Source organism: Moritella sp. JT01, assembly GCF_001574435.1.
GTDB lineage: Bacteria > Pseudomonadota > Gammaproteobacteria > Enterobacterales > Moritellaceae > Moritella.
Window position 1 is genome coordinate 759,064 of sequence record NZ_LOCN01000007.1, and the last position, 25,346, is coordinate 784,409.

General features: G+C 39.6%; 20 protein-coding genes, 5 tRNA genes and 1 riboswitch. Of the genes, 11 read left to right on the forward strand and 14 right to left on the reverse strand.

What is annotated here, in order from left to right:
* Positions 1 to 57 precede the first annotated feature (57 nt).
* The 7 genes from xdhB to AKG98_RS09960 all read right to left on the reverse strand — a co-directional run bounded on the left by xdhB (position 58) and on the right by AKG98_RS09960 (position 9,078).
* On the reverse strand, positions 58 to 2,472 hold the full coding sequence (gene xdhB, locus AKG98_RS09930; protein WP_067045025.1) for a xanthine dehydrogenase molybdopterin binding subunit: 2,415 nt from the start codon (positions 2,470 to 2,472) through the stop codon (positions 58 to 60).
* Complete coding sequence (gene xdhA / locus AKG98_RS09935) at positions 2,465 to 3,910, reverse strand: xanthine dehydrogenase small subunit (RefSeq protein ID WP_083543926.1); 1,446 nt, start codon at positions 3,908 to 3,910, stop codon at positions 2,465 to 2,467. Before xdhA ends, xdhB begins: the two co-directional genes overlap by 8 nt.
* A 361-nt stretch (positions 3,911 to 4,271) precedes the next feature.
* Positions 4,272 to 5,534: a heparin lyase I family protein gene (locus AKG98_RS09940; RefSeq protein ID WP_067045031.1), complete on the reverse strand. Its 1,263-nt coding sequence runs from the start codon at positions 5,532 to 5,534 to the stop codon at positions 4,272 to 4,274.
* A 151-nt stretch (positions 5,535 to 5,685) separates the two neighbouring features.
* The gene (locus AKG98_RS09945) at positions 5,686 to 6,411 is read right to left on the reverse strand and encodes a GntR family transcriptional regulator (RefSeq protein WP_067045033.1); all 726 of its coding nucleotides are present in this window, start codon (positions 6,409 to 6,411) and stop codon (positions 5,686 to 5,688) included.
* 209 nt (positions 6,412 to 6,620) lie between these two features.
* Positions 6,621 to 7,610 carry a GGGtGRT protein gene (locus AKG98_RS09950; RefSeq protein ID WP_067045036.1) on the reverse strand — a complete coding sequence of 330 codons (990 nt, stop codon included), beginning with the start codon at positions 7,608 to 7,610 and terminating at the stop codon, positions 6,621 to 6,623.
* A 15-nt stretch (positions 7,611 to 7,625) separates the two neighbouring features.
* Positions 7,626 to 8,318 (reverse strand): iron-sulfur cluster assembly scaffold protein, encoded by a 693-nt coding sequence (locus AKG98_RS09955; RefSeq protein WP_067045039.1) that lies wholly within the window; start codon positions 8,316 to 8,318, stop codon positions 7,626 to 7,628.
* Between the two features lie 122 nt (positions 8,319 to 8,440).
* A riboswitch (Fluoride riboswitch) is annotated at positions 8,441 to 8,507 on the reverse strand.
* Positions 8,508 to 8,562: 55 nt separating this feature from the next.
* Positions 8,563 to 9,078, reverse strand: coding sequence for a VC2046/SO_2500 family protein (locus tag AKG98_RS09960; RefSeq protein ID WP_369814923.1), 516 nt, complete (start codon positions 9,076 to 9,078; stop codon positions 8,563 to 8,565).
* Positions 9,079 to 9,237: 159 nt separating this feature from the next.
* On the opposite strand from AKG98_RS09960, the gene AKG98_RS09965 reads away from it, so the two are divergent.
* From AKG98_RS09965 to AKG98_RS09985, 5 genes are all read left to right on the forward strand, one after another.
* Positions 9,238 to 9,322 (forward strand) — tRNA-Tyr (locus AKG98_RS09965).
* 107 nt (positions 9,323 to 9,429) lie between these two features.
* Positions 9,430 to 9,514: transfer RNA gene (locus AKG98_RS09970), tRNA-Tyr, on the forward strand.
* Positions 9,515 to 9,652: 138 nt separating this feature from the next.
* Positions 9,653 to 9,737: transfer RNA gene (locus AKG98_RS09975), tRNA-Tyr, on the forward strand.
* 137 nt (positions 9,738 to 9,874) lie between these two features.
* Positions 9,875 to 9,959: transfer RNA gene (locus AKG98_RS09980), tRNA-Tyr, on the forward strand.
* 99 nt (positions 9,960 to 10,058) lie between these two features.
* Positions 10,059 to 10,143: transfer RNA gene (locus AKG98_RS09985), tRNA-Tyr, on the forward strand.
* Between the two features lie 134 nt (positions 10,144 to 10,277).
* Here the strand turns inward: AKG98_RS09985 and AKG98_RS09990 are convergent.
* Positions 10,278 to 10,766 carry a type II secretion system protein gene (locus AKG98_RS09990; protein WP_067045045.1) on the reverse strand — a complete coding sequence of 163 codons (489 nt, stop codon included), beginning with the start codon at positions 10,764 to 10,766 and terminating at the stop codon, positions 10,278 to 10,280.
* Between the two features lie 298 nt (positions 10,767 to 11,064).
* On the opposite strand from AKG98_RS09990, the gene AKG98_RS09995 reads away from it, so the two are divergent.
* Complete coding sequence (locus AKG98_RS09995; RefSeq protein ID WP_067045048.1) at positions 11,065 to 12,717, forward strand: response regulator; 1,653 nt, start codon at positions 11,065 to 11,067, stop codon at positions 12,715 to 12,717.
* 428 nt (positions 12,718 to 13,145) lie between these two features.
* Positions 13,146 to 14,387, forward strand: coding sequence for an SGNH/GDSL hydrolase family protein (locus tag AKG98_RS10000; protein ID WP_067045176.1), 1,242 nt, complete (start codon positions 13,146 to 13,148; stop codon positions 14,385 to 14,387).
* A gap of 89 nt (positions 14,388 to 14,476) precedes the next feature.
* Here the strand turns inward: AKG98_RS10000 and AKG98_RS10005 are convergent, their stop codons facing one another.
* Positions 14,477 to 14,896: a hypothetical protein gene (locus AKG98_RS10005; RefSeq protein ID WP_067045051.1), complete on the reverse strand. Its 420-nt coding sequence runs from the start codon at positions 14,894 to 14,896 to the stop codon at positions 14,477 to 14,479.
* A gap of 165 nt (positions 14,897 to 15,061) precedes the next feature.
* On the opposite strand from AKG98_RS10005, the gene AKG98_RS10010 reads away from it, so the two are divergent.
* The gene (locus AKG98_RS10010; RefSeq protein ID WP_067045054.1) at positions 15,062 to 16,081 is read left to right on the forward strand and encodes a prolyl oligopeptidase family serine peptidase; all 1,020 of its coding nucleotides are present in this window, start codon (positions 15,062 to 15,064) and stop codon (positions 16,079 to 16,081) included.
* 81 nt (positions 16,082 to 16,162) lie between these two features.
* On the opposite strand, the gene AKG98_RS10015 is transcribed toward AKG98_RS10010, so the two are convergent.
* Together AKG98_RS10015 and AKG98_RS10020 are read right to left on the reverse strand one after the other, a co-directional pair.
* Positions 16,163 to 17,200, reverse strand: coding sequence for a helix-turn-helix domain-containing protein (locus AKG98_RS10015; protein WP_067045057.1), 1,038 nt, complete (start codon positions 17,198 to 17,200; stop codon positions 16,163 to 16,165).
* A 78-nt stretch (positions 17,201 to 17,278) separates the two neighbouring features.
* On the reverse strand, positions 17,279 to 18,061 hold the full coding sequence (locus AKG98_RS10020; protein ID WP_067045060.1) for a helix-turn-helix transcriptional regulator: 783 nt from the start codon (positions 18,059 to 18,061) through the stop codon (positions 17,279 to 17,281).
* A 174-nt stretch (positions 18,062 to 18,235) separates the two neighbouring features.
* Here AKG98_RS10020 and AKG98_RS10025 point away from each other — a divergent pair, with 174 nt between their 5' ends.
* Positions 18,236 to 19,414 (forward strand): multidrug effflux MFS transporter, encoded by a 1,179-nt coding sequence (locus AKG98_RS10025; protein ID WP_067045063.1) that lies wholly within the window; start codon positions 18,236 to 18,238, stop codon positions 19,412 to 19,414.
* A 79-nt stretch (positions 19,415 to 19,493) separates the two neighbouring features.
* Here AKG98_RS10025 and AKG98_RS10030 read toward each other — a convergent pair whose 3' ends face one another.
* Positions 19,494 to 19,790, reverse strand: a complete 297-nt coding sequence (locus tag AKG98_RS10030) for a Dabb family protein (protein ID WP_067045066.1) — start codon at positions 19,788 to 19,790, stop codon at positions 19,494 to 19,496.
* Positions 19,791 to 20,034: 244 nt separating this feature from the next.
* Here AKG98_RS10030 and AKG98_RS10035 point away from each other — a divergent pair, with 244 nt between their 5' ends.
* Positions 20,035 to 21,213, forward strand: coding sequence for a multidrug effflux MFS transporter (locus tag AKG98_RS10035; RefSeq protein ID WP_198155470.1), 1,179 nt, complete (start codon positions 20,035 to 20,037; stop codon positions 21,211 to 21,213).
* A 56-nt stretch (positions 21,214 to 21,269) separates the two neighbouring features.
* On the opposite strand, the gene AKG98_RS10040 is transcribed toward AKG98_RS10035, so the two are convergent.
* Both AKG98_RS10040 and AKG98_RS10045 read right to left on the reverse strand, forming a co-directional pair.
* Positions 21,270 to 22,631: an ABC transporter ATP-binding protein gene (locus AKG98_RS10040; protein WP_228140267.1), complete on the reverse strand. Its 1,362-nt coding sequence runs from the start codon at positions 22,629 to 22,631 to the stop codon at positions 21,270 to 21,272.
* A gap of 628 nt (positions 22,632 to 23,259) precedes the next feature.
* Positions 23,260 to 24,462, reverse strand: a complete 1,203-nt coding sequence (locus tag AKG98_RS10045) for an EAL and HDOD domain-containing protein (protein WP_198155472.1) — start codon at positions 24,460 to 24,462, stop codon at positions 23,260 to 23,262.
* Between the two features lie 339 nt (positions 24,463 to 24,801).
* Between AKG98_RS10045 and AKG98_RS10050 the strand changes: the two genes are divergently transcribed.
* Positions 24,802 to 25,173 (forward strand): hypothetical protein, encoded by a 372-nt coding sequence (locus AKG98_RS10050; protein ID WP_067045071.1) that lies wholly within the window; start codon positions 24,802 to 24,804, stop codon positions 25,171 to 25,173.
* Positions 25,174 to 25,346: the final 173 nt, after the last annotated feature.

Genomic DNA, 25,346 nt, shown 5'->3' on the forward strand with positions numbered 1-25,346 from the left:
CCAATCTCCTTGCTAAACCGTATTCTTACATAATTAAAAGACTACATGGTTAACAGGCTACACAGTTACACTTACTACTTCGGACTCAACAACCTGAGTACGTTTAGCCTCATCAAACTTATAATGCTCTGCATCCTGTACTGCCCATAACACACGCTCTGGTGTTGCTGGCGTATCAAGATGCGGTACATACTGATGGTCAGTCACACTCGCAACCGCATCACGTAATGCACTCCACACCGACATGCTTAGCATAAACGGCGGTTCACCCACCGCTTTTGAGTTGTAAACGGTCTGTTCTGGGTTGCTGCGGTTTTCAACCAAGTGCGTTCTAAAATCAATTGGCGTATCTGCAATCGCAGGGATCTTATAACCCATAGGGCCATTAGTCGCTAACTTACCTTTGTCATTCCAGACTAACTCTTCGGTGGTTAACCAACCCATGCCTTGAATAAAACCACCTTCAATTTGGCCTATATCAATGTCTGGATTCAGTGACGCACCAACATCATGCAGAATATCCACACGCAGGGTTTTATATTCACCAGTTAAGGTATCTACCAGCACTTCGGAACACGATGCTCCATAAGCGAAGTAATAAAACGGACGCCCTTTCGCTGTCGCGTGATCATAATAGATTTTAGGCGTTTTATAGAAGCCAGTACTCGATAGCGAAATCTGGTTAAAGTAAGCGAGTTGGATCAAGTCAGTAAACGTCATGATCTGTTCCCTGATCGTCACCGTATTATTACTAAAGACAACCTCTTCGTCTGTCACACCAAAGTGCGCCACACAGAAATCAATCAAACGTTGCTTAATAGTGCGTGCTGCATTTTGTGCCGCTTTACCATTTAAGTCGGTGCCTGACGATGCCGCTGTCGGTGAAGTATTCGGTACTTTACTGGTATTCGCCGAGGTAATTTGAATATGCTCAATATCTACTTGGAATTCTTGTGCGACAATTTGCGCCACTTTGGTATTAAGCCCTTGGCCCATTTCGGTCCCACCGTGACTTAACTGCATACTGCCATCAGTATAAACGTGCAGTAATGCCCCCGCTTGATTCAAGAAGGTAGCGGTAAACGAAATGCCAAATTTAACCGGTGTTAACGAGATACCTTTTTTCAAAATGGGGCTGTTTTTATTATATTCGTTAATGGCTTTACGGCGCGCCGCATACTCACTTGTCGCTTCAAGATCGGCAACCAAATCATGAATAAAGTTATCTTCTACTTTTTGATAATAATGCGTAATGTTTCTGTCTTCGATACCATAAAAATTCACTTTACGCACATCTAATGGATCTTTACCTAACTTACCGGCAATTTCATCCATAATATGTTCAATCGTAATCATGCCTTGAGGGCCACCAAAACCACGGAATGCGGTGTTTGATGCGGTATTAGTTTTACAGCGGTGACCAGTGATTGTCGCGTCACCTAAATAGTAGGCGTTATCTGAATGGAACATCGCACGGTCAGTGATCGAGCTTGATAAATCCGGTGAATAACCACAGTTACTCGCCACGATAATTTCAATACCGTTGATTTGGCCATCATCATTAAAGCCCACTTTGTATTGATTGAAGAAGGGGTGGCGTTTACCTGTCATCATCATGTCTTCAACACGTGGTAAGCGGATCTTAGTTGGTCGTCCCGTTAGCTTAGCAAACACGGCGCATAAACACGCAGGTCCTGCGGCTTGGGTTTCTTTACCACCAAAACCACCGCCCATACGACGCATATCAATAACAACTTTATGCATAGGTACGCCAATCACTTCGGCGACCAGCTTTTGTACTTCGGTGGGATTTTGCGTTGATGCATATACAATCATGCCGCCATCTTCCGTTGGCATCACTGACGCCGCTTGCGTTTCTAAATAGAAATGCTCTTGGCCACCAATATGAATACTACCTTCTAAAATGTGCTTTGCTGCTGACAATGCCGCAGCCGAATCACCGCGTTTTTGTTGATGCGATTCCGTCACAAAGCTCTTTTTGGCTAATGCTTCTTCCACATCTAAAATCGCTGGTAGCTCTTCATATTCAATGATTGCCGCTTGTGCAGCTTGACGTGCCATCTCCATCGAATTGGCCGCGACTGCAATCACAGCCTGACCAAGGTATTCTACTTTGCCGTCAGCTAATAATGGGTCACCCGGTAAAATAGCACCGATATCGAGTTCGCCCGGAACATCTTTGGCTTCAATTGCTAATTCGACACCGTCAAATTCATAACACGGCGTTAAATCAATTTTCGTAATGTTGGCATGTGCTACATCACTCATGCGTACATACACATGTAACTGATTAGGGTATTCAAGACGATCATCGACATAAACCGCTTCGCCCGTCACCTGAATACCGGCACTGTCGTGTTTTACATTTTTGCCCACACCAGTCTTGATTGAACGATTCGCTTGCGCTAACAATTGCTGCTGTGATAGTTGCACTTTATTGTGATTAGACATAAGACGTTACCCGCGTTTCAATTGTTGTATCTTGCTGTTCTAAATAAAATTTCTTCAGTAGATTCTTGGCGGCTAGTGAACGATACTCTTTACTTGCCCGAAAATCGGATAAGGGTGAAAAGTCTTTATCTAACGCTTGCATCGCCGCATAAATACTGTCGTATTCCCACGCTGCACCCAGCAATATTTTCTCAGCAAGTTGCGCACGCATCGGCGTCGCAGCCATACCTCCAAATGCTAAACGCACATCCGTAATAACATTATTTTCCAGGGTTATATTAAATGCCGCTAACACAGCTGAAATGTCATCATCAATACGTTTTGATAGTTTATAAATGCCGAATACTTGTTCTGGCGTCGGTAATGGAATAATAATTTTGGTAATAAACTCCGCTGCTTTCTGCGCTGTTAGCTTATAACCAATGAAGTAGTCTTCTAAATCCATTAAGCGCACACCATCACCACAACGCAATTCAACTTGTGCATTCAGCGCGATTAACGCTGGCGGTGTATCACCAATTGGCGATGCGTTACCTATGTTGCCACCGATCGTGCCTTGGTTACGGATTTGCAGCGAAGCAAAGCGATGTAATAACTCACCAAAATCAGGGAAGTATAATGCCAAGGTGCTGTAACTATCCGTTAAGCTGCGTGCAGCACCAATTTCGATATGGGTATCAGTCACACTGATGTCTTTCATTTCCGCCACGTTACCAACCGAAATCAAGGTATTAATCGGACGATGGAATTGGGTTACTTCCAAGGCTAAATCTGTACCACCGGCAATAATACGTGCATCAGGGTACTTCACTAATAACGCCGCCAAGTCAGCCACATTATCAGGCGAGTAAGATGATTGACCGTTACCCGTTAATTCTTGTGTCCCGCTGCGCTCAATCGTATTAAGTTTCGCAACAGTTTCACTTTCTAGGCGTTCAAACGCATCAACAATATGGTCTTGCTCTGCCAACGCCATTGCCGAATCAATAATAGAGCGATAACCCGTACAACGACATAGGTTACCTGCTAATGCTTCAAAAATGGCATGCTTGTCGGCTGACGGTGTATTCTTGCTTAATGCAAACATAGACATGACAAACCCAGGGGTACAATAACCACATTGGGTACCGTTAAAATCAACAAGTGCTTGTTGCACCTGATGTAAGGCACCGTCTTTTGATTTAAGATCTTCGACCGTGATCAGTTGCTTACCATGCAACGCGGATATAAACGTAATACACGCATTTACTGATGTATAGCGGATCCTCCCATCGACAACGTCACCAAGCACAACGGTACACGCTCCGCAGTCTCCTGATGCACAACCTTCTTTAGTACCTTTCTTCGCTTCTTCCTGGCGTAAGAAATTAAGTACCGTGGTATTGGGTGAAAGGTCAGATACCTGACACATCTTTTGGTTAAGTAGAAACTTAATCAAGTCGTACCTCCTGCGTTATTCCGTAACATTGACATTGACATTAATTGCTATTATTTTTTATTATTAGCTGTGTTTTGACTGACTAATCGAGCCTGTTAGATTAGAAACCTGACTCTAAAGTCAACTTATTGTTACATAAAAATAACAATTGAGACACAATTTAATAAAATAATTTAAGGATTATATATACAATTATAGTGAAGATTAAATAAGGCTATACTGAGGAGCTAACTTTGGTCGATGCCGATCCATAACTGGAAAGCAGCTATGAATCGTTTCAACATTGAATTTGAAGACCGATTAAAAGACCATCTCTAAAATGGTAATTACACAGAATCATTTACAGAGTCGTATTTTCTAATTAATTTATCGCCATTTCTCTCATGCGTATGTCAACATCCTCTCTACTCGTCCCTCGATATAATTCATCCATATATATCTCTACATCTGACGCACTTATTGTCCTATAAAGTCCATATTTAAAATAAACAGACTGATTATTCTCTGTACGAGTCTTACCTACGTAATTAAGTTTTAACTCACCATTGACCCATATTTTCATAAATCCTTTATTTTCATTTTCATTCTCATGTGCATTTGTACTCCAATGCGCATTAATGACAATATCATGCCACCGTCCTGTAAACGATTCATTATCAATTAGCTCATGAGTTCTCTCTTCAGCCCCTTTTAATGTTGGAAATTGACGGACAAAAAAGGCACCGCCATAAGATTTATTAAATCCCCAGGCAGGTATCCAAGCATGCCCCTCTTCGGGAACTTGATGAAATTGGAATAAACTAATGCACAAGCACCCTGCCCGACGATACATTTCTTGTTTTGTCTCATCATCGAGTTCAGGTTCTATTTGATCCTCAATCCCATTATTATTTATATCGCTATCTATAGGTTCATAAGTATATTTTTTAGATACATAGAATGAGAATGAATACCAAAATTCATCCCCTTCTTTCTGATAAGTTGGACGCCATATTTGCACATTTTCAGCTCGTTCGTATCCTCTCTCACAGTCACGTCCTTTACAGTTACAACTTTCATGTTCTACATCACACTCTTCATTACTCGTATCATCGAATGTTAATTTAAAATGTTCTGAGTTTGATCCATAACGTATTGGAGAATCAGTTAGCATAGATGTTATATGTGTATAATTTCTAGATTTTGATGTATGTGCTTCATACTCCATAATCCATCCCGTCTTATCTTCCCAATCTTGCCACGTTGTTAAATCATTTATTCCTTTACTATTACTATATGTTTTTGCAGGTGACTGAGATAAAACGATAGAGGCTAAAATGGACTCGTCATTATCTGAAATAATATTAATTTTACTTTGTCTTGGGCCCGCTGTATTTTTTTGAATGTGAGCCACAATCATTTTATTTTTTTGATGTGTAATTGTTAGCCATTGACTGTCCTTATCAACCACCGCATACCAAGCAACCTCATATTCAGCTTCAACGGCAATATCTATATCATGAGACTCAGGCTGTAGATAATAATAATCTTTATCCACAGCCATACTTTCAGCGTGTAACATTGTTATGAATGTAATATAAATAAGTACAAATAAGTATAATGTTGAACCCTGTTTCCTAAGCATAATAAATTCCCTTTTAATAAGCATAATCAATTAGATTGGTGTTGGGTGAAAGGTTAGATAAGACAATAGGTGTGGCAGGCAGAAATAGCAATGCCAAGTTACATCGAACTTGGCATTGTTTGTATACAACATTATAAAAATTAACGTTATTTTATTTTTTATTTAACACATTAGAAAAGACAACATGCAGATCGCTGGAAACGGTCTCGCCATCTAAATTCAGTTTAGACTCGATATGTTTTAAATGCTCACGCATTAATAAGCAGGCTTTTTCAGCATCTTTTTCTTCAATCGCATCGAGTAACTCACTGTGCTCATCCAATACACAATGCGTACTGGTCGCGACTTCGTATTGCGCAATAATTAACGAGCTTAACGAGACCAAGCTACGCTGGAAATTAAATAAAGGCACATTACCGGACATTTCAGCCAGTTTTAGATGAAATTCACCCGATAAACGGATCGCTTTACCTAAATCACCTTGTTTGGTAGCTTCATTTTCTTCCACTATTAATTGACGTAAATGCGTAATCTGCTTATTTGATGCATTCTCAACAGCAAGCTTAGTAATAGCATCTTCGAGTGTATGTCGGGCAATAAAGACTTGTTTTGCTTCTTCAACAGAAGGCGATGCAACAATAGCACCGCGGTTAGGACGGATCACCACCACTTGTTCGTGTGACAAGCGTAATAATGCACGACGTACAATAGTGCGACTTACACTAAAAATATCACCCAATGCTTCTTCGTTTAACTTTGTTCCAGGCGGAAGACGACGTTCAAGAATGGCATCAAAGATATGCGCATAGACGATATCGTCTTGAGCCATTGAGCCTGACTTGCCTTCTGTTTCTACAGAACTACTTAGCTCAGACATTATTTTCACCATTGTTAATCCAATTTGGTTATCTCAATACAACTAAGTATCGCTATAACCTGATGTTTATTGATATAAAGTCATAATATGTTAACGCTGTGTAACAATCTAGCCTTATTTTGTATACCATCTTAAAAAAATTGAAAACAATCTTTAGCCTGACATTCCGTGTTGAGGATAGATAGATTTACGTTTACCGTTATCTATTTTTATCGGTTTAGTAACTGATCAACCTCAACAGCTAATGCTACCGTTGCACCAACCATTGGGTTATTACCCATACCAATAAACCCCATCATAGCAACGTGAGATGGCACCGACGAACTACCAGCAAATTGCGCATCGGCATGCATACGTCCCATTGTATCTGTCATACCATATGACGCAGGTCCTGCCGCAACATTATCTGGATGTAAAGTACGACCCGTACCACCACCCGAGGCTACCGAGAAGTAAGGATGACCCGAACGAATACACTCTGATTTATAAATACCCGCGACAGGATGTTGGAATCGAGTTGGGTTTGTGGAGTTACCCGTAATACTCACATCAACGCCAGCGGCCTGCATAATAGCAACACCTTCACGTACATCATCAGCGCCATAACAAAGAATGTCACCACGAGGGCCCGTTGAAAATGAACGACGGCTAACTTCTTTTAACTCACCCGTTTGATAATCAAATTGAGTTCTGACATACGTAAACCCATTGATACGAGAGATCAAATATGCGGCATCTTTACCCAAACCATTTAAAATAACTTTAAGGGGTGATTGACGAGATTTATTCACATTCAGCGCAATTTTGATCGCACCTTCTGCTGCAGCGAAAGACTCATGACCAGCAAGAAATGCAAAACATTGACTTTCTTCATTCAATAATCGAGCTGCAAGTGCACCATGCCCAATACCGACTTGACGTTGTCGAGCAACACTCCCCTCTTTGGTGAATGATTGCAGTCCTTCACCTATAATATTAGCAGCCTCTTCAGCTGAACTTGCTTGACGATATAACGCCAATGCAGTGCCAACAGTATAAGCTTCAGCGGCACTATCAAATGCGATAGGCTGCGTGTCCATCACTACCGACTTAGAGTCGATTCCTTTAGCGAGGCAATATTGATAAGCATCTTCAATTGAAGACAAGTTCATTTCGTTTAGTACTGCTGTAATTGGGTTTGTAATAGTGCGATTAGTCATAATAGTATCCTCAGGTTAAGCTTCACGTGGATTGATAGTTTTAACTGCTTCGTCAAAACGACCATATGTACCTGCAGCAGATTTCATGGCGTCATCTGCTTGGGCACCTTTGCTGACGGCTTTCATCATTTTCCCGAGGTTTACATATTCATAACCAATCACTTCATTATTTTCATCTAACCCTAGCTTAGTAACATAACCTTCCGCAATTTCCATGTAACGAACGCCTTTTGCGCTTGTCGCATAACTAGTACCAACTTGACTGCGTTGAGTTTGGCCAAGATCTTCTAAAGCTGCACCTATTTCTAGTCCACCTTCAGAAAACGCGGATTGGCTACGACCATAAGCAAACTGGAGGAAGATCTCTCGCATTGCAACATTGATCGCATCGCACACCAAATCAGTATTCATTGCTTCAAGAATTGTTTTACCGGTTATGATTTCCGCAGCCATCGCGGCTGATTGAGTCATGCCTGAACAACCAATTGTTTCAATTAAGGCTTCTTCAATAATGCCTTCTTTAACATTGAGAGTGAGTTTGGCAGCACCTTGCTGAGGCGCACAAGTTCCGACACCGTGACTTAAGCCTGAAATCGCAATCACTTCTTTAGGATTGATCATTCGACCTTCAATAGGGATAGGAGAAGATGCATGGAGATCGCCGCGTTGAATCGGGCACATGGATTGAATTTCAGAAGAGTAGTGCATACAATTTTCCTATTAGATTTAGGAAAACAAGGTGTCATCGAGGCATAAATAACAGTATCAACAAATAGCATACATACAGCCACTATTCAGTTCATGTTATTTTACAGATTCACTTGTTTTCAAATTTAATAGGAGTCATCAGCCAACAATTGGCGGTTAAGTAGGTGGCACCCCATCACCTTGAAACCATAATAGATCTTAATCATAATGTTAAGCAAGCCTTGCTTTAGACTCGTTTTTTATATTAAACCTTTCTTATATAAGCATCATAACTATTTAATACATCTAATAAGCTTGCCGTACTCGATTGGCTTTCCAGTGGTAATACAAGATCTTGAGGGGATGTGGAAGATTGCGCTGCTTGAGCACGCTCGTTCGCCGTTGGTTTAATTAGCGAACCGTGCGCTAATTTTTGCTGTAATAAGTGGGAACTGTTTTGTAGTACTGATTCTGCAACATATTTAGCATCACCCACCCCAGCACCGACTTCAGGTGAAAAGCAGATCTCTAAACGCAATGCGGCCATATTATTGTTTGCAGCGTACTCATTTAACCTTGCCATTCGCGCAGCATCATACGCTGACGTATCAACGGCAGTGTGCTTAATTTCGATTTGTTTCTGATCTGTAATATCAGATGACAACATACTCAATAACAGAGAAAACTTAGCTCTATCACCATTTAAAGTACATTTATTTAACTGTTGGCCAAGTTGCAGCTCATCAATTAAGGCATGTTGTCGTATCGATTGAACGTAAATAAGTTACCTCTTGAACAATATTGCGCGCAGAACAACCAAAATTTGCCGCGAAATAATCAACTAGTAAGTTATCGACCTGTTTTTATAAATATTTAGCTGTTTATTCGAATTTTTTATTCACATACAGAAATTTTCTGATACTATCCGTTTCGTACTTGTGGAGGGGTTCCCGAGTGGCCAAAGGGATCAGACTGTAAATCTGACGGCTCAGCCTTCGAAGGTTCGAATCCTTCTCCCTCCACCACAATATTTAAATTATGTTGATTGCATAAACTCATTTTTAAAATGAATTAAAAGGTCGACATGATACAACATCTGCCATTACGAGTAGATGAAAAAAGCATTACTTGTGGAGGGGTTCCCGAGTGGCCAAAGGGATCAGACTGTAAATCTGACGGCTCAGCCTTCGAAGGTTCGAATCCTTCTCCCTCCACCAACATTTAGTTTTGCTGATTACTTATATATAAGCTGTACATTGTGGCCAATTTACTACTTATTAAATATGAACTTAACGTAATCAACGAAATGAAGACAACATCTACCATTGCGAGTGGATGAAAAAAGCATTACTTGTGGAGGGGTTCCCGAGTGGCCAAAGGGATCAGACTGTAAATCTGACGGCTCAGCCTTCGAAGGTTCGAATCCTTCTCCCTCCACCAACATTTAGTTTTGCTGATTACTTATATAAAAGCAGTACATTGTGGCCAATGTAGTATGTATTAAATATGAACTTAAAGTAATCAACAAAATGAAGACAACATCTACCATTGCGAGTAGATGAAAAAGCATTACTTGTGGAGGGGTTCCCGAGTGGCCAAAGGGATCAGACTGTAAATCTGACGGCTCAGCCTTCGAAGGTTCGAATCCTTCTCCCTCCACCATCATTCTACTTTGATGATTTTACATTCTGGTCAATGTAAAAGCAGTCATCATCGTAAAAGATCCATCTAGCAATAGATGACAAAAATAGAGAAAAATGTGGAGGGGTTCCCGAGTGGCCAAAGGGATCAGACTGTAAATCTGACGGCTCAGCCTTCGAAGGTTCGAATCCTTCTCCCTCCACCACTCTCTATTTCAATTCAGAATATACTACGTCATTATTCCCATACTTAAATCTCTTCTATTTTTCTATATCAATACTTTCTCTAACCAAATGAATATTTCATATAACATCAATTCCAACACAAAAATGCCACCTACTAACAACCGCTATCAAACACCACAATCTGATTCGTTTTATGCGGCTGATAAATCAATTGGCAATAAGCACCTGCCACAAGTTCATTGTTAGTATAATCTTCATTTAATGAAATAATTAATGTCCGATAACCAGCGTTATCCTCATAATTATTAAAAATGAACCCATCCGAATTCTCCAAACTTAATAGCCTTTGAATAGAACTGATATAAGCGACTGGGTAACCATGACAAGTATAGTAACCTTCAACCTTAGATTCATGATCACTATTTTCCTCATAACAAAGATTATCAACACCTAAGATAAGCGCCTTGTAATAAATCAAATCAATAGCAATACGCAGGTCTGCCGCAACACTAGCGATTTTAGCTTTTTTCGCATCACTCGAAAGATCAATAAACTTAGGTACTGCAACTGCCGACATAATCGCTAGGATCACGATCACAATCGCCATCTCAATAAGGGTAAAACCTTTCGTTCTAGACTGCATATAAACCTTTTTTTAAACTAATAACTTAGCGCATGGTATCAACTACCCATATAGTGGCAGTATTATAATTCACCTACCGCAAACCATAAAGTAGTTTATGTCTGTTACTATCGACTAGATTAATAGGCTATTCCAATGCATTAAGACTCTTATTTTTTCGCACAAAAAACACTCAGTTAACAGTTCTGATTAACAAAATGGTGTTCCTCTCAAGACAGTATTATGCATACCTGTTATTGTTGTTAATGCTAATCATTAACGTCTAAATTTATCCATCACCCTTGAGCACTCAATAAACATGAATCATAATTTTGACTATCGAAAAAAACGCGTACTCATTGTTGATGACCAACGTGCTTTTCAGATCATGCTCAAAACCATGTTGCTTAACTTTGGGGCGAAAGATGTCACGCATGTGGGTAGTGCCGAAGACGCATTAAAATTGTGCCGCCACAATACCTATGATTTACTGTTAGTTGATTACAATCTTGGCTCTGGCCTTAATGGGCGTCAGTTATTTGAAGCATTAAAAGTGAATAACCTATTACCTATCCACACCGTGTTTTTCCTAGTAACAGGTGATAATTCGAAAGCGATTGTATTAAGCGCAATTCAAATGACACCCGATGATTATTTAATGAAGCCGTTTTCACAAAACGAACTTAATTTACGTATTCAAAAAGCATTCAATAAAAAAGAGGCTCTGCTACCTATCTACCAAGCAATTAAGAATGACGATTTTGCTCAGGTAATGGAAGAATGTGATAACGCAATAATCTATTCAGCACGCCATCGTAATTTCTGTCGTTTGTTTAAAGCAGAGCTGTTAATTGAAAAGGAAAAGTACGCTGAAGCGCGTACTATCTTAGAAGAATTTATAGAGGACCATCCGCATACCCAAGCACAACTGCTGTTAGGTCGAGTATATTATCTAGAGAAAAATTACCAACAAGCGATTCCACTGTTATCCGAGATCATTAAATATAATCCAATGCTGCTAGATGGTTATGATTGGTTAGCACATTGCTTTAGGGACGGTGGCGACAGTGAAAAAGCACTGCAAATTGTGCAACGCGCGATCAAACATTCCCACTTGTCATTAGACCGTCAAGGACTACTCGCAGAATTGGCACTTGATACACATATGAATACGATAGCCAAAGAAGCCTTTTTCGCTATTTTAATGCAGACCAAAAACACCATACATCAAGATCCCCAACATCTGATTAATTATGTTCAAGCTATTATTCTTGTCGCGAAAAACGAAGAAGACAAGTTTAAACAAGGCCGCTTATTACAAGAGATTAGCGGTTTGTTTCACCGTTCTTCGCAACAACACCCCTATGTTGAAGAAGATGAGTTATTGGCATTGGAAGGTTACAGTTTAGCGTCTATTCATAATGTGAAAGGCAACCAAGTTAAAGCGAAACACACCTTGCTAAAAAGTAATGAAGCATACTTAATGGAACCCGAAGGCACACCAGAATGGTTAGGGCCACAACTGGTAAATCTACTTGTCGAGTTAGAAGAATTTGAATTTGCTGAAAAACTACAGCCTTATATTCAACACTCCAACGTACACGGCGAAAAGTTACTTGCGAGTATCAGTGGTGAAGAAGACAGTAAAGAGGTTCAATTTCAGCATCACAACAAACTGGGTATTGAAGCATTTACTGAAGGCAATCTTGACGTCGCATTACAGCACTTTGAAACCGCACTTTCTATCGCGCCACTCAATACTGGTGCAGCGCTGAATAAAGTGCAAGTGTGTATCGCGCTACTCGTCAAAGTCGAGCGACCATGGCCAGAAGTAACCAAGAAAATAGCAGATACCTTTACCGAACTAGAAAACTTCCCTCTGTCTGAACAACAAGCAGAGCGTAAAGCAGAATTGAGAAAAGAGTTCAATATTCAGCGTATGCAAGAGAAGAAAAGAGCAAACAAAATCTAAGTCTGAAGACTTATCTAACCACAATTGCATCTACTACAGTCTATTTCAGGCAGGAACACCTGCCATAGCCACTCCCGCCCTGAGGCGAAAGACATATAATCTAAGGTTTAATTAGAAAGCGACGTGTTACCACTAGATATAACTTTTAAGCTAGCGATATATCATTCAATTACATGCTTAACCAATTATAAACACTACATTACGTGAACCATATCACCTAACATCCCCCCACCTTGTTAAGAACATCTAACTATTTGATTTTTAATTATTAATTAATTTTGATCGGCATACTAATTACTGTATTAACATAGGCATGTTTACAAGGTACTTTATTCTTAGCGAACATATTTACCAATAATTGAGCATTACAAAAAATCTTTAGGTTTCTGTATATGCTTAACCACAAATATAATATGAGAAATACCAATATGAAAAAAATAATACTTGCCACATTATTACTTTTGCCCGTTGCTGCTTTTGCATCTGGCAATGAACTAATTAAAAGCATAACCCCTGAAGACATTAAATATGTTCAATCCTCTGAGACTTATACCTATGTGAGGTGCTGGTATCGTCCTCATTATAACCATGACGATCCAGCAACAGATTGGAAATGGGCATTAAATAAAAATGGCAGCTATTACACCATATCTGGTTACTGGTACTCGTCAACTTCATTTATGAATATGTTCTATACGACATCACCTCAAAAACAAATTATGGAGAAATGCGCAGAAACTTTAGATGTTACTCACGACACCGCAGATATTACGTATTTCGCCGCTGATAATAAGTACTCTTATAATCACTCAATTTGGGTAAATGACATCAATGCACAACCAGATGCGATCAATAAAATTGTGAGCTTTGGCGATAGTATCTCAGATACAGGGAATTTCTTTAATGGCGCACAATGGCAAGCTCCAAATAAAAATTCATGGTTTTTAGGTCACTTCACTAACGGTTTTGTATGGACAGAGTACCTTGCAAAAGAAAAAGCGCTACCTCTATACACATGGGCTGTTGGTGGGGCTGCAGGAAATACACAAAAAAAAGTACTGTCAGGTATCCATGACCAAATAGACTCATATCTTAACTATGTAGCTATGGCAAAAAATTATCAGCCGGAAAACAGCCTATTTACACTCGAGTTCGGGCTTAATGATTTTGTAAACTATGACCGTTCAGTTATCGATGTAAGTAATGACTTTAGTTACGCATTGAAGGTACTAACGGATAATGGTGCACAGAACATTCTTATTCTCAACTTACCTGACGCGACAAAATCTCCTCAATTTAAATACAGTACTGAGGAACATGCAAAAATAGTAAAACAAAAGATCACAAGTTTTAACCTATTTATTAAAAAATTAATTAATGAATATCAAAATAAAGGTGTAAATATAGTCCTATTTGATACAAATACATTAATTAAAAACATAATTAATACACCTGAAAAATATGGCTTTAGCAATGCTAAAGATGCCTGCTTAAACATCAACAGGTCATCAACTGCCGATTATTTTACAAGTCATGCATTAACAAGTGAGTGCGATTCGGATGGCTCTGATAATTATGTTTTCTGGGGGGTGACTCACCCGACAACAAAAACTCATAAGGTAATTGCCGAACAAATATCAGGCTCTAAACTGAAACAATTTAAGTTCTAATAGGCGTCAGTGAACATGATCGTCAGCACTTATTGAAAATAATAAATTTAGACAAGCGCCAAAATAGTTATATAGCGCTTGTCTCGATATTACGAATTATCAGAAGAGCATTTCAAATTGCTTTCCCAACACGCTCCACCTTTTAACTCGCATTTCTCCAATGCTTTACCTTTAGCTTCAGCTTCTGTACGACCTGTACCATATACCGCACCAGCAGAAATATCCTTGATATAGCATCCCCATACATCTTTCTTCGTTGGAGTAGGAACAGTGTCATCTTCATCGTCATCAATTTTATCTGATAACCTTATAATTAACGTTTCTAATCTTCGAATGTCTTTTCTAAGCATCCGCACTTCTTTTTTTAGATCCTTAAATGCAGCAGCATCGGAAACTTCGCTTGCACTTACCTTCCCGAAAGACATTAAAACCATAATTGCTAAAACTAAACTTTTCATTCTGATATACCATAAATTAAAGTAAACACGATTTAAGTCTGTTGTATTCATCAACGAACCTAAATATCAGACGGATTCTATGGTTCTGTATATTAAACGCAAGGAAATAGGTACTAAAACCTGTTTTAGGTCGTCCTAAATCATATTCCAGGGCGTCTACACTCATGCTTATTGACATACTAGCGTCACTTTTTAGCCTAAATCAGGAATCGTTAAATGAAATTATCCGCCGTCCTTACTGTTTTATTTTTATGTATTAGTAAGTTAGCCTTCGCAGAGTCTGTTGGATTTCAACAGTTTCAGTTAGCTAGTGATACCAGCCGCCCATTAAAAGTCAGCCTCTGGTATCCCACCTCACAAAATAGCCCCTCAGAATCAGTTGCCGAAAATTTAGCGTTTATTGGAACTGAAGTGATCAAAGATGCTTCGGTTTTACCCACAAAGCATCCTCTTGTATTACTCTCACATGGATATCGCGGAAACTGGAGAAACCAAAGCTGGCTTGCAAATTCGTTGGCACTAAAAGGTTATGTGGTCGCAGCTATCAATCATCCTGGAACCACAACATTTAATCATTCTAGACTACAGGCATCGCAGTGGTGGCAACGACCTCACGATTTGGTGCGTGTATTAGATTACCTACTCGAAGATACGATTTGGCGCGCCTCGATTGATGCAGAAAACGTATCTGCTATCGGTCACTCTTTAGGAGGCTGGAGTGTTATGCAATTAGTCGGCGCACAACTTGACCGAGACGCATTTAAAGCTCAGTGTCAGCTGTATGCCAATCCCAAAACATGTGGCCTAGCAGACGAACTGGGACTCACATCATCACAACCGGGAGAACCAAAATTCTTTAATTTCTATGATCCACGAATCAAAAAAGCGGTGATTTTAGATCTCGGTGGTGCACGTAGCTTCTCTTTAAAAAGTATGGCAAAAGTGGAGACACCCGTGCTGATATTAGGTGCAGGGATCGATATTGGAGACTTGCCTCAAGCAATGGAATCTGGTTATCTGGCCGAACATCTACCATTATTTAATCGTCATTATAAGGTGTATGAACAAGCAATGCATTTCAGCTTCTTACAGGTGTGCAAACCGGGAGCGATAACGCTCATAGAAGAAGAAGTGCCGGGTGATGGTATTGTATGTAAGGATGGTTCAGGTACAAGTCGACTCAAGCTCCATCAGCAAATGTTTAAGGATATTTTTAGCTTCCTCACTCATGCATAGTAAAGTAGTCTAATATACAGGGCTCTCTCTTCACCGGATAGTGCCCTGCATTGACATCATACTGTTATTTTTCGCAAAGCACTAAGCGTCATTTCTATATGTGCTCGGTGTTTGGCCTGTGATGCGCGTAAACTCACGGTTAAAGTTGGACTTGGTCTGAAAGCCAGCGCTAAGATAGATATCAGTAATGCTATCTTCACTGTCTACAAGTCGCTTTTTCGCATAAGTAATTCGGTATTCATTAAGCACTTTCGAAATATTCATGCCGCACACCTGATTTACAGCCATAGAAACTTGCCGCGTAGGAATGCCGACTTTTCGCGACAAACGACCCAAGGTTAAATTCATATCGCGGAACGCTTCTTTATCCTTCATCAAGGTATCAATTTTACTCACGATGTCCTTAGCATCCTGTTCAGATAATCCAACCCTTTTCGAAGGGGGCTCGATGCTAGCATCTAGCAACGACTTTTCCTCTACATCTGACAATGCCTCTGACTCCGTACTGAGTGTGCTAAAACCAACAATAATCACAGCAACAACGACGCTCGGAATAAGGATTAGATAGCTGAGCGATAAAATATATAGCGCATGCTCTCCACCATACACCATAAAATCAAAAGACAGTACGCCATCAATGCAGGCAGACACAAGCAAGGTGATACCTGCAACACGCTGCGCAAAAAGAACCCGCTCAACATGAGAAAGCCGAACATCGTCCGGCATCACGAATGAGGAACGAATGAGTAAAGTGCCATAGCTAAGATAAAGCGTAGTCAAAATAACATCTATCGCGTTCAACCATAATTCGGGCCACCACGAACATATAATAATCACAAGGGGTCCAGAAAGATGTAACCATGAAAGACGTCCTGCATTGTATGTTTTAGAAAAACAACACCAGGCCATCACAGGTAAAAACGATGCAAAAACAGGCTGTAAAAACCTAAAAATGGCGATATCAAAGGTCCAGCGAAGTCCAACCACCGCCGTACTTATCGCACATAAAGTGATAAATAAAGAAGGTACTTTTCCCTCAATTGGTTTCTTAGCAAATAAAGTAATTGCAATGATCACCAGTAACAGTGACATGATAAAAGGCAGTGGAATAGCAATCATTAAAATTCCGTTTAGATATTAAAGATAGGCAAGTTAGCAAAGTCACCGATTGTTAAAATGGGATGTTTGATGCTAGCGTTAATCTTTTGTCGATTTAGCGATAAAGTGAAGCGGCGTAAATCCTGTTTTTTGACGAAAAAAACTAATAAAAGCACTATCGCTCGAAAAACCGAGACGATAAGCAATCTCAGTAACACGTAGCTGCTTTGATAATAATTCTATCGCCCCTAGCAACCGCCATTGTTGACGCCAACTTTGATAAGGCATCCCGGTCTCTTTTGTAAAAATACGCGTAATCGTCTTAGCACTGGCTCCTACTTCGGTGCTTAACTGTGTCAACGTGGGGGCGAGAAAGTCGTCGTTATTCACCTTAAGTAACCAATCTTTTAATCGATAATCATAAGGTAAAGGTAAATTCAAATGTGTATCTTTAGCGGCATTCAATTCTTCAATAAATAGGTTCAGAGAATTAATCATTTCATCTTCTGGTTTATCAAATGACCACATTGCCATTCTCTCAATCAAGGCTATAAATAACGGATTAACATCCAATATCCTCATTTCACGTGATAATCTTGATTGTAGCGATTCATTAAAAAACAGTGACCGATAATGGTTCACGTTCGTCATTTGAGCACTATGCTCAATACCGGCAGGGATCCAAGCGGCGCGCATCGGAGGAAGAACACACTTCATCCCTGCCATTGTTATCACCATGCAACCGTGCTGAGAAAACAGTAATTGATCTTTTGTATGTGTATGTCGCCCCGAGTCATGATCGCCCAAGATAGATGCAACGCCAACGACTAAAGCTGAATGCTCATCTACATTGAAGTCAGATGCTTTCGAAATAAAAGCCATTTCCCCTCCCTGTCCTTAAATCGATGTTTATTGTACCAATGTTAACATTAACACCCTTCTATGTACTATATACTTCTCATTATCGTAACAGATGTGATTTCTGACTCATAAAGTAAATTCTCTAACGTTAGCTTGTACTAGCACTAAAGAAGCAATAAAAAGTAGGTGAAAATAATGAATACGGAAGTAAAAAAGATTTCAATTCCTTTAGCGGTCATCTTACTGATGTTTCCGCAAATTATCGAAACCATGTACAGTCCAGCACTGACATCCATTAAAAATCATTTTGGTGTTTCGGCTGCAGCTGCCGCACAAGCACTATCTATTTTCTTTATTGCTTTTGCTGTCGGGGTTGTTGTTTGGGGTCGTATGTGTGATGTCATTGGTCGACGTACCTCAACATTAGCAGGCTTAATGGTCTTTATTGTAGCGGCCGTTTTTACGTTAATAGCGCCAAGTTTCAACATGCTGCTTGTAGGGTTTGCTTGTTGCGCTTTTGGGGCAGCGGTAGGTTCTATTTGTATTCAAACCATTATTCGTGATGGCTACCATGGTATGGAACTTTCACACGTTTTCTCAATCGTGGGGACTTCGATTGGCTTAAGCCCTGTAGTTGGTATGTTAACAGGCAGCTGGCTAACGACACACGGTGGATACACTTGGGTATTTTCTGCCATGGTCATATTTGTCGCAGCGCTATTAGTATGGGCATTTATTCAACTACCAGAAACGAAACCAGCCAACAACCGTCGTGATAGCTTATTGGCCGTCGGTTCAAAAATGCTAAAAGATGGCCATGTTTGGTATGTCTCTCTTATGGTCGCAATTTTTAATATTTCGCTGTTTTCATACTACAGTATTGCGCCATTTATGTTTGAAAAGCTTGGTGTCAGTGTTGAGTACTTTGGTTATACCGGTTTTGTACTTGCAGTAGGCTCTATTGCAGGGTCATTGATCAACATGCGATTGATCCGCCGCCACTTAAGCCATGATAGTATCGTTCGCATTGCGACTGTCTTGCTTTTACTCAGTGGTATCTGTGTGTACCTTTTAAAAGACTCAGTATGGTTTTTTATCCCAATGACGTTGGTTTCTCTGTCTTTTGGATTAGCATTACCTAATCTATTAAGTAGCGCATTAACCGATTACCGAGATCACTTAGGCAGTGCAGGCGCATTACTTGGTCTGTTTTACTATCTCATTATTGGTTTTGGTTTACATGCCGCAAGTGACTCTGGCAGCCTCGCCATCACTTTACTTATATGTGGGTTAGTCGCCTGTATACTTGTAGGGCTAAAATTGACACTCAGTTTAATAGACATTGACATAGACCTTAAAGACATCGATTTCTAACTCACTATAAAACGAAAAATGTCGTAAATATTGCGGCATTTTTCGTTTAACTCAATCACAATGCATCACATTCTCAAATCTAAACTTGATAATCAAATACCACTATATCTTCCAACAAAGACCTAAGTACTTCCTTCAATGCTTCATGTTCTGGATGCGGCAGATAGTTTTGGCGACCCTCTTCATTAGCGAAAGTCATGACAACTGAATGCGTATAACCTTTATTCTTATTCTCAGGGCTATCGTTCAGCCCCCACTCTACTGCAATTACGCCTTCAACTTTATTCGGCATTGACTCAAATAAAGCACTAAGTTTATCTATTTGTGATAGTTCAGCTGAATCTTTAAACTTAATAAGTAATATATGTCTTATCATATCGCGAATCACCTTGTCCTTAAGTCGATGTTTATTGTCCCAATGTTAACATTAACAGTGGCCTATATATTATATACTCCTCATTATCGTAACTGATGTGATTTATGACGCATAAAAACACTTTTTATGTAAACAAAAATCAGGCAAAGACCACCTTGGCACTAACAAGAAGGTTGATTTTAATAAAGTAAATTCTCTAACGTTAGTTTTCGCTAGCACTAAAGAGGCAATAAAAAGCAGGAAAATGATGAATACAGAAGTAAAAAAGATTTCAATTCCTTTAGCGGTCATATTACTGATGTTTCCGCAAATTATTGAAACCATGTACAGTCCAGCACTGACATCCATTAAAGATAGCTTTGGTGTTTCGGCTGCCGCTGCGGCACAAGCACTATCGATTTTTTTTATTGCTTTTGCTGTCGGGGTTATTTTTTGGGGTCGTATGTGTGATGTCATTGGTCGACGTATCTCAACACTAGCAGGCTTAATGGTCTTTATTGTAGCGGCCGTGTTTACGTTAATGGCACCAAGTTTCAACATGCTGCTTATAGGGTTTGCTTGTTGCGCTTTTGGGGCAGCGGTAGGTTCTATTTGTACCCAAACTATTATTCGTGATGGCTACCATGGTATGGAGCTTTCACATGTTTTCTCAATCGTGGGGACCTCGATTGGTTTGAGCCCAGTGATTGGTATGTTAACAGGCAGCTGGCTAACGACACACGGTGGATACACTTGGGTGTTTTCTGCCATGGTTATATTTGTCGCGGCGCTCTTAGTATGGGCATTTATTCAGCTGCCAGAAACGAAACCAGTCAACAATCGTCGTGATAGCTTATTAACGGTCGGTTTAAAAATGTTAAAAGATGGCCATATTTGGTATATCACACTGATGGTCGCTGTTTTTAATATTTCGCTTTTTTCATACTACAGTATTGCGCCATTTATGTTTGAAAAGCTTGGTGTCAGTGTTGAATACTTTGGTTATACTGGTTTTTTACTTGCTGCAGGATCTATTGTAGGGTCAATGATCAACATGCGATTAATCCGCCACCACTTAAGCCATGATCGTATCGTTAGTCTTGGGACCGCCTTGCTTTTACTCAGTGGTATCTGTGTGTACCTTCTGCAGGACTCAGTATGGTTCTTCATCCCAATGATGTTGGTTTATTTATCTTTTGGACTCGCGTTACCCAACCTGTTAAGTGGCGCATTAACGGATTACCGTGATCACTTAGGCAGCGCAGGTGCACTACTTGGCCTGTTTTACTATCTCCTCATTGGTTTCGGTTTACATGCCGCAAGTGACTTTGGCAGCCTCGCTATCACGTTACTTATATGTGGGCTAGTCGCCTGTATACTTGTAGGACTAAAATTAACATGTGGCTTAAAAAGCAGTGAACTTGGTCAACGAACAAAATCTTAAACACAACACCATACACCCCTGCTCACTTTAGATAAAACCTTGTTAGAGTACTGGTTCTAGCAAGGTTTATAACGATGAAGAGATTGACTTGTTAGCCGCTGATTGACTGCGACATCAACCGATATATCCTCAGGGTCATAATTAAATGGCATGAATAGATTTTCACCGAGTATATAAGGCTTGGAACTGGCATAACCGATGCGATTAGAAACAACTGTTTGATGTAAATTATTCACCTCATGCCCGGCAATCTTCACGGTTCCCTTCTGTGGAGTAACCTCACGCGTTAATATATCAGCAAACGCGCCTTTTGGAATGGTCAAGCTAATATCTTCCAGTATCAAATGCCCATCTTTATCATGCACAAGATCGATGCCTCTACTAAGGCTCGTAAACGTATCTGGCTCGCCATCAAACAACGTGTCTTTCACCAGGTTTGTTGGTGCGAAACGTTCGGTTACTAGCTCCCAACGCAGTGCCATATCTTGGGTCTGGTTGTAATAAGCTAACAGCTCTTTCCATGGCGACGACAGATCTTTGTAAGCTGCAAGCGCAGCAATCAAGGCGCCTACTGTTACTTCTCCTTTAATCGCTAAATAACCACCAACAGAATAAAAAAAGAAGGGTGTCAATTGATTGATAAAGTTGTTCAAAAACTTCATAAAGAACTTCTTTTGATAAATCTTAAAACGAATGCTGAACAAGTTCCCCAAACGATTAGAAAACAATGACAATCTATGACGTGTTCCACCGTTCATACGAATATCACTGACACCTGCTGCGGTTTCACCAATATCAGCAGCAAATTTTCTAACCTCTTTTATCCTCTCTTTATTCAACACATTAATCTGGCGCTGTAATTTAGGAATAATCCATGCCTGCAATGGAATTAGCGCTATGGACGCGATCCCAAACCAGAAACTCTGGGCAAATAGAAACACAAGAATTGTCAGCATCTGCCCAGCCTGAAAGACAGGTTGCGATAGCATATTCCCCATAAATGATCCCATGGGTTCCGCTTCAGATGTCACCATAGAGACCAACTCACCTTGACTTGTAGTGCGAAAATATGAGCGTGGAAACTTCAACATCCGGGCGACAAGTTGAAAACGAAATCGCCGTAATAATCGTTCCGACAACACACCTTTCATGGTGTTTAAGTGCATCTTCAATAACCCGTTGGCTAATACCGATAATAGAAATCCGACACAAAGAAGCATCAAAAACTGGGTCTGACTTAGTTTCATGGCCAGCAAAAAAACGTCTTCCCCTGTTCCACCAATAGCATCGTTAATAATGCGCTTAGGTAACTCCAGCGAAACGTACAAAATAGGGAAAGTCAGGAGCGTGGTAGCGGTTAGGGCCAACTGATTTCTTTTTGAATACTTCCAGATAAATTGAAAAATGCTCTTTTCCATTTTTCGAGCTCCTCTTGCAGGATTAGTAGATATGCCACACATTTACAGGCCATTTAATGTTTTAAGTGGATAACATCTATGTTTATGAATCTGGCACGTTATAACTTTAGTCCATTTGAAATAGCCGCTTTAAATGATTTGTAAATTGTGCGACATGAGAAGCTGCAAGGTCGTTCCCAGTGGTGTAGCCATCACTATGAGTACCAAAACATTGATAATTAACTTATTTTTTACACACTTATCTCAAATATAGGCTATTGCCATATGATTAGCATCACCATTGATATAGCATGTTTAAATGTAATTTCGATCTAATCATGGTGAACAACACCATCTGTATGATATTTTTAAGAATAATCAATGGCTTTTATGACTTACTTAAGTCATTTTAGGTTGTTTGGTGAGTTCATTAATTTATATTTTTCAGACATACAAGAATTACTACATTCATGTAAATTTAACTTTACTTATCATGTAGATAGGAGGTAATTTAAAGTTAATTCCAAAAAAACTAATACAAATTAGATACGTACCATTGGTGCTTTACTCAGCACTAGGTAGTTAGTTCCGTTCAAGAAGAAGCGGAACCTACATCAAGCGGTTATTTATTAGATATCGATGGTGAAACTTAGACAGTGAAGTCATCGCCCCATTTGACCGAATCAGCATACTGACTGGCAAAGAGTTCTTCCGAAATACCAAGTACATTACAATGATTATTGACTTGTTCCCAATCAGCGTTCTCATAAGCTTTTACTGCATTAAGCAGATGTCCAAGCTCACCTTTACCTTCGTTCAATGCCAATTTAAGTTCGTCACTGAGAGGTAAATTAGTTAGAAGCTGAGACAGGGGTTTATCCAATAAAGCATCTAGCAAAGAAAACATCCCCATTAAAAAGGCTTGGTTTGGCTCTGCTTTAAATGATCCTTTAGTAACGAGCTGTTCACAAATTCGCGCCCGTTGGATAGACAGAACATAGAGAGACTGAGGTTTATGCTGATTGGCATGAGCGACTGTCATTAAAGATATAAATCGGCGCAGCTTATCCTGCCCTAGATAAATCAAAGCATGCTTAAATGAAGTAATGGTTTTGCTAATAGCAGACGATGCATTTACATATTTCAGGAGTTTATAAGATAGGGTAACATCGCTGGCTATCAATTTCCCTATCGCATCATAGTCCAGTTCTGGAGTGGCAATTTCAGTGCACAATTGCAATGTGACCAGTTCTGATGGTTCAATAGTCCGTTGCTGCACCATTTCTGGTTTACTAAAGAAATAGCCTTGAAAGTAACTGAATCCAATTTGTTTTGCTTGCTGAAATTCTTCGTAGGTTTCTACTTTTTCAGCTAAGAATTTTATCTTATAATTGCGATTATTATGAATAAAAGACTTTGCCTCAGAGAGTGGAAAAAGTTGGATATCAAACTTAATAAAGGTGATGTAAGGTAAGAATCTGTCCCAGCGAGCATCTGGGATAAAATCATCAAGGGCCATCTTGTAGCCTTTTTCATAAAAAATAACGACCGCTTGTAATAGTTCATCCGTCGGTTCGCAATCTTCCAGAATCTCAATAATAAGTTTATCTTTGGGGAGTAAGGTAGGTATTAACCTAATTAAACTACTGTATGGAAAATTGATAAAAGCAAGTTTATTCCCTGTTGTATTCCAACATGAATTCATGAACTGATCTGATAGCAGGCGACTGGTTGCTTGCTCTGCATCTATATCGGGAAACGAATTTTTTGGACCATCCCGAAATAGCAGTTCATAACCAATGGTATTTTTATCAGTATCTAAGATCGGTTGTCTGGCTACGTATGAATACATGCGTTATTACCTTTTTATACAAAAGCCTACAATATTATGAGTATTGTATCGTTGTTATCAAAAGTAAGCTAAATCTTACTTGATATTACTATCAAAATACCTATTTGTAGTGTACGTATCTTGGGGGAACCGTCAATATGTTGCCTATTCTACCGATTCAACGCCGCTATTATGCCGCCGTTTTTAATCAGGAACGATGATTTTATACCGTATTATTCTTATTTCTCAGTTGAGTCACAGTTTTTCAAAAAATAGTCTTGTTTTTCTTGCTGTAAACAAAAATGATAATAGAATAAATTATATGTTTTGTTTGTTAATAATTAACAGGGATGGATCCCAATGTCTAAATATAAATTATCGTTTGGTGAAATAATTATACTGAAGCCAAATTTAGCTGAAGTGATAGTCGACAATAATGTTGAGATGAATTTAGAAATGGTTGAAGAATACCATGAATTTTTACTCTCCAAACTTGAATACCCTTTTAATCTGTTAATCAATAAAGTCCATCAATACACTTATACCTTTGAAGCTCAACAACATTTAGCCACACTCGCGCAAATAGGTTCAATGGCTGTAGTTGCTTATAGCTCTGTCACAAAAAAATGTACAGAAAGTCTTGTGGACGTTCCTAGGCCAATGCCCTGGAATATCAAAATCTTCAGTGACCGTCATTTAGCATTGGACTGGCTTGCTAATACGCAATCATAATCTAATATAACATGCGTTATCTGCTGTGATTTCGAGACCTTGAACTATACGCTAGGTGATTTATGCTCACTTAACTCACTGTGATGTAGATATGGTCTTAGAACGTTCATCCTATTGAAGCTCCCCCACCTCGCTTCGCGCCCGACAAGTCGGGGAAGGAAGGGGATTCTTGT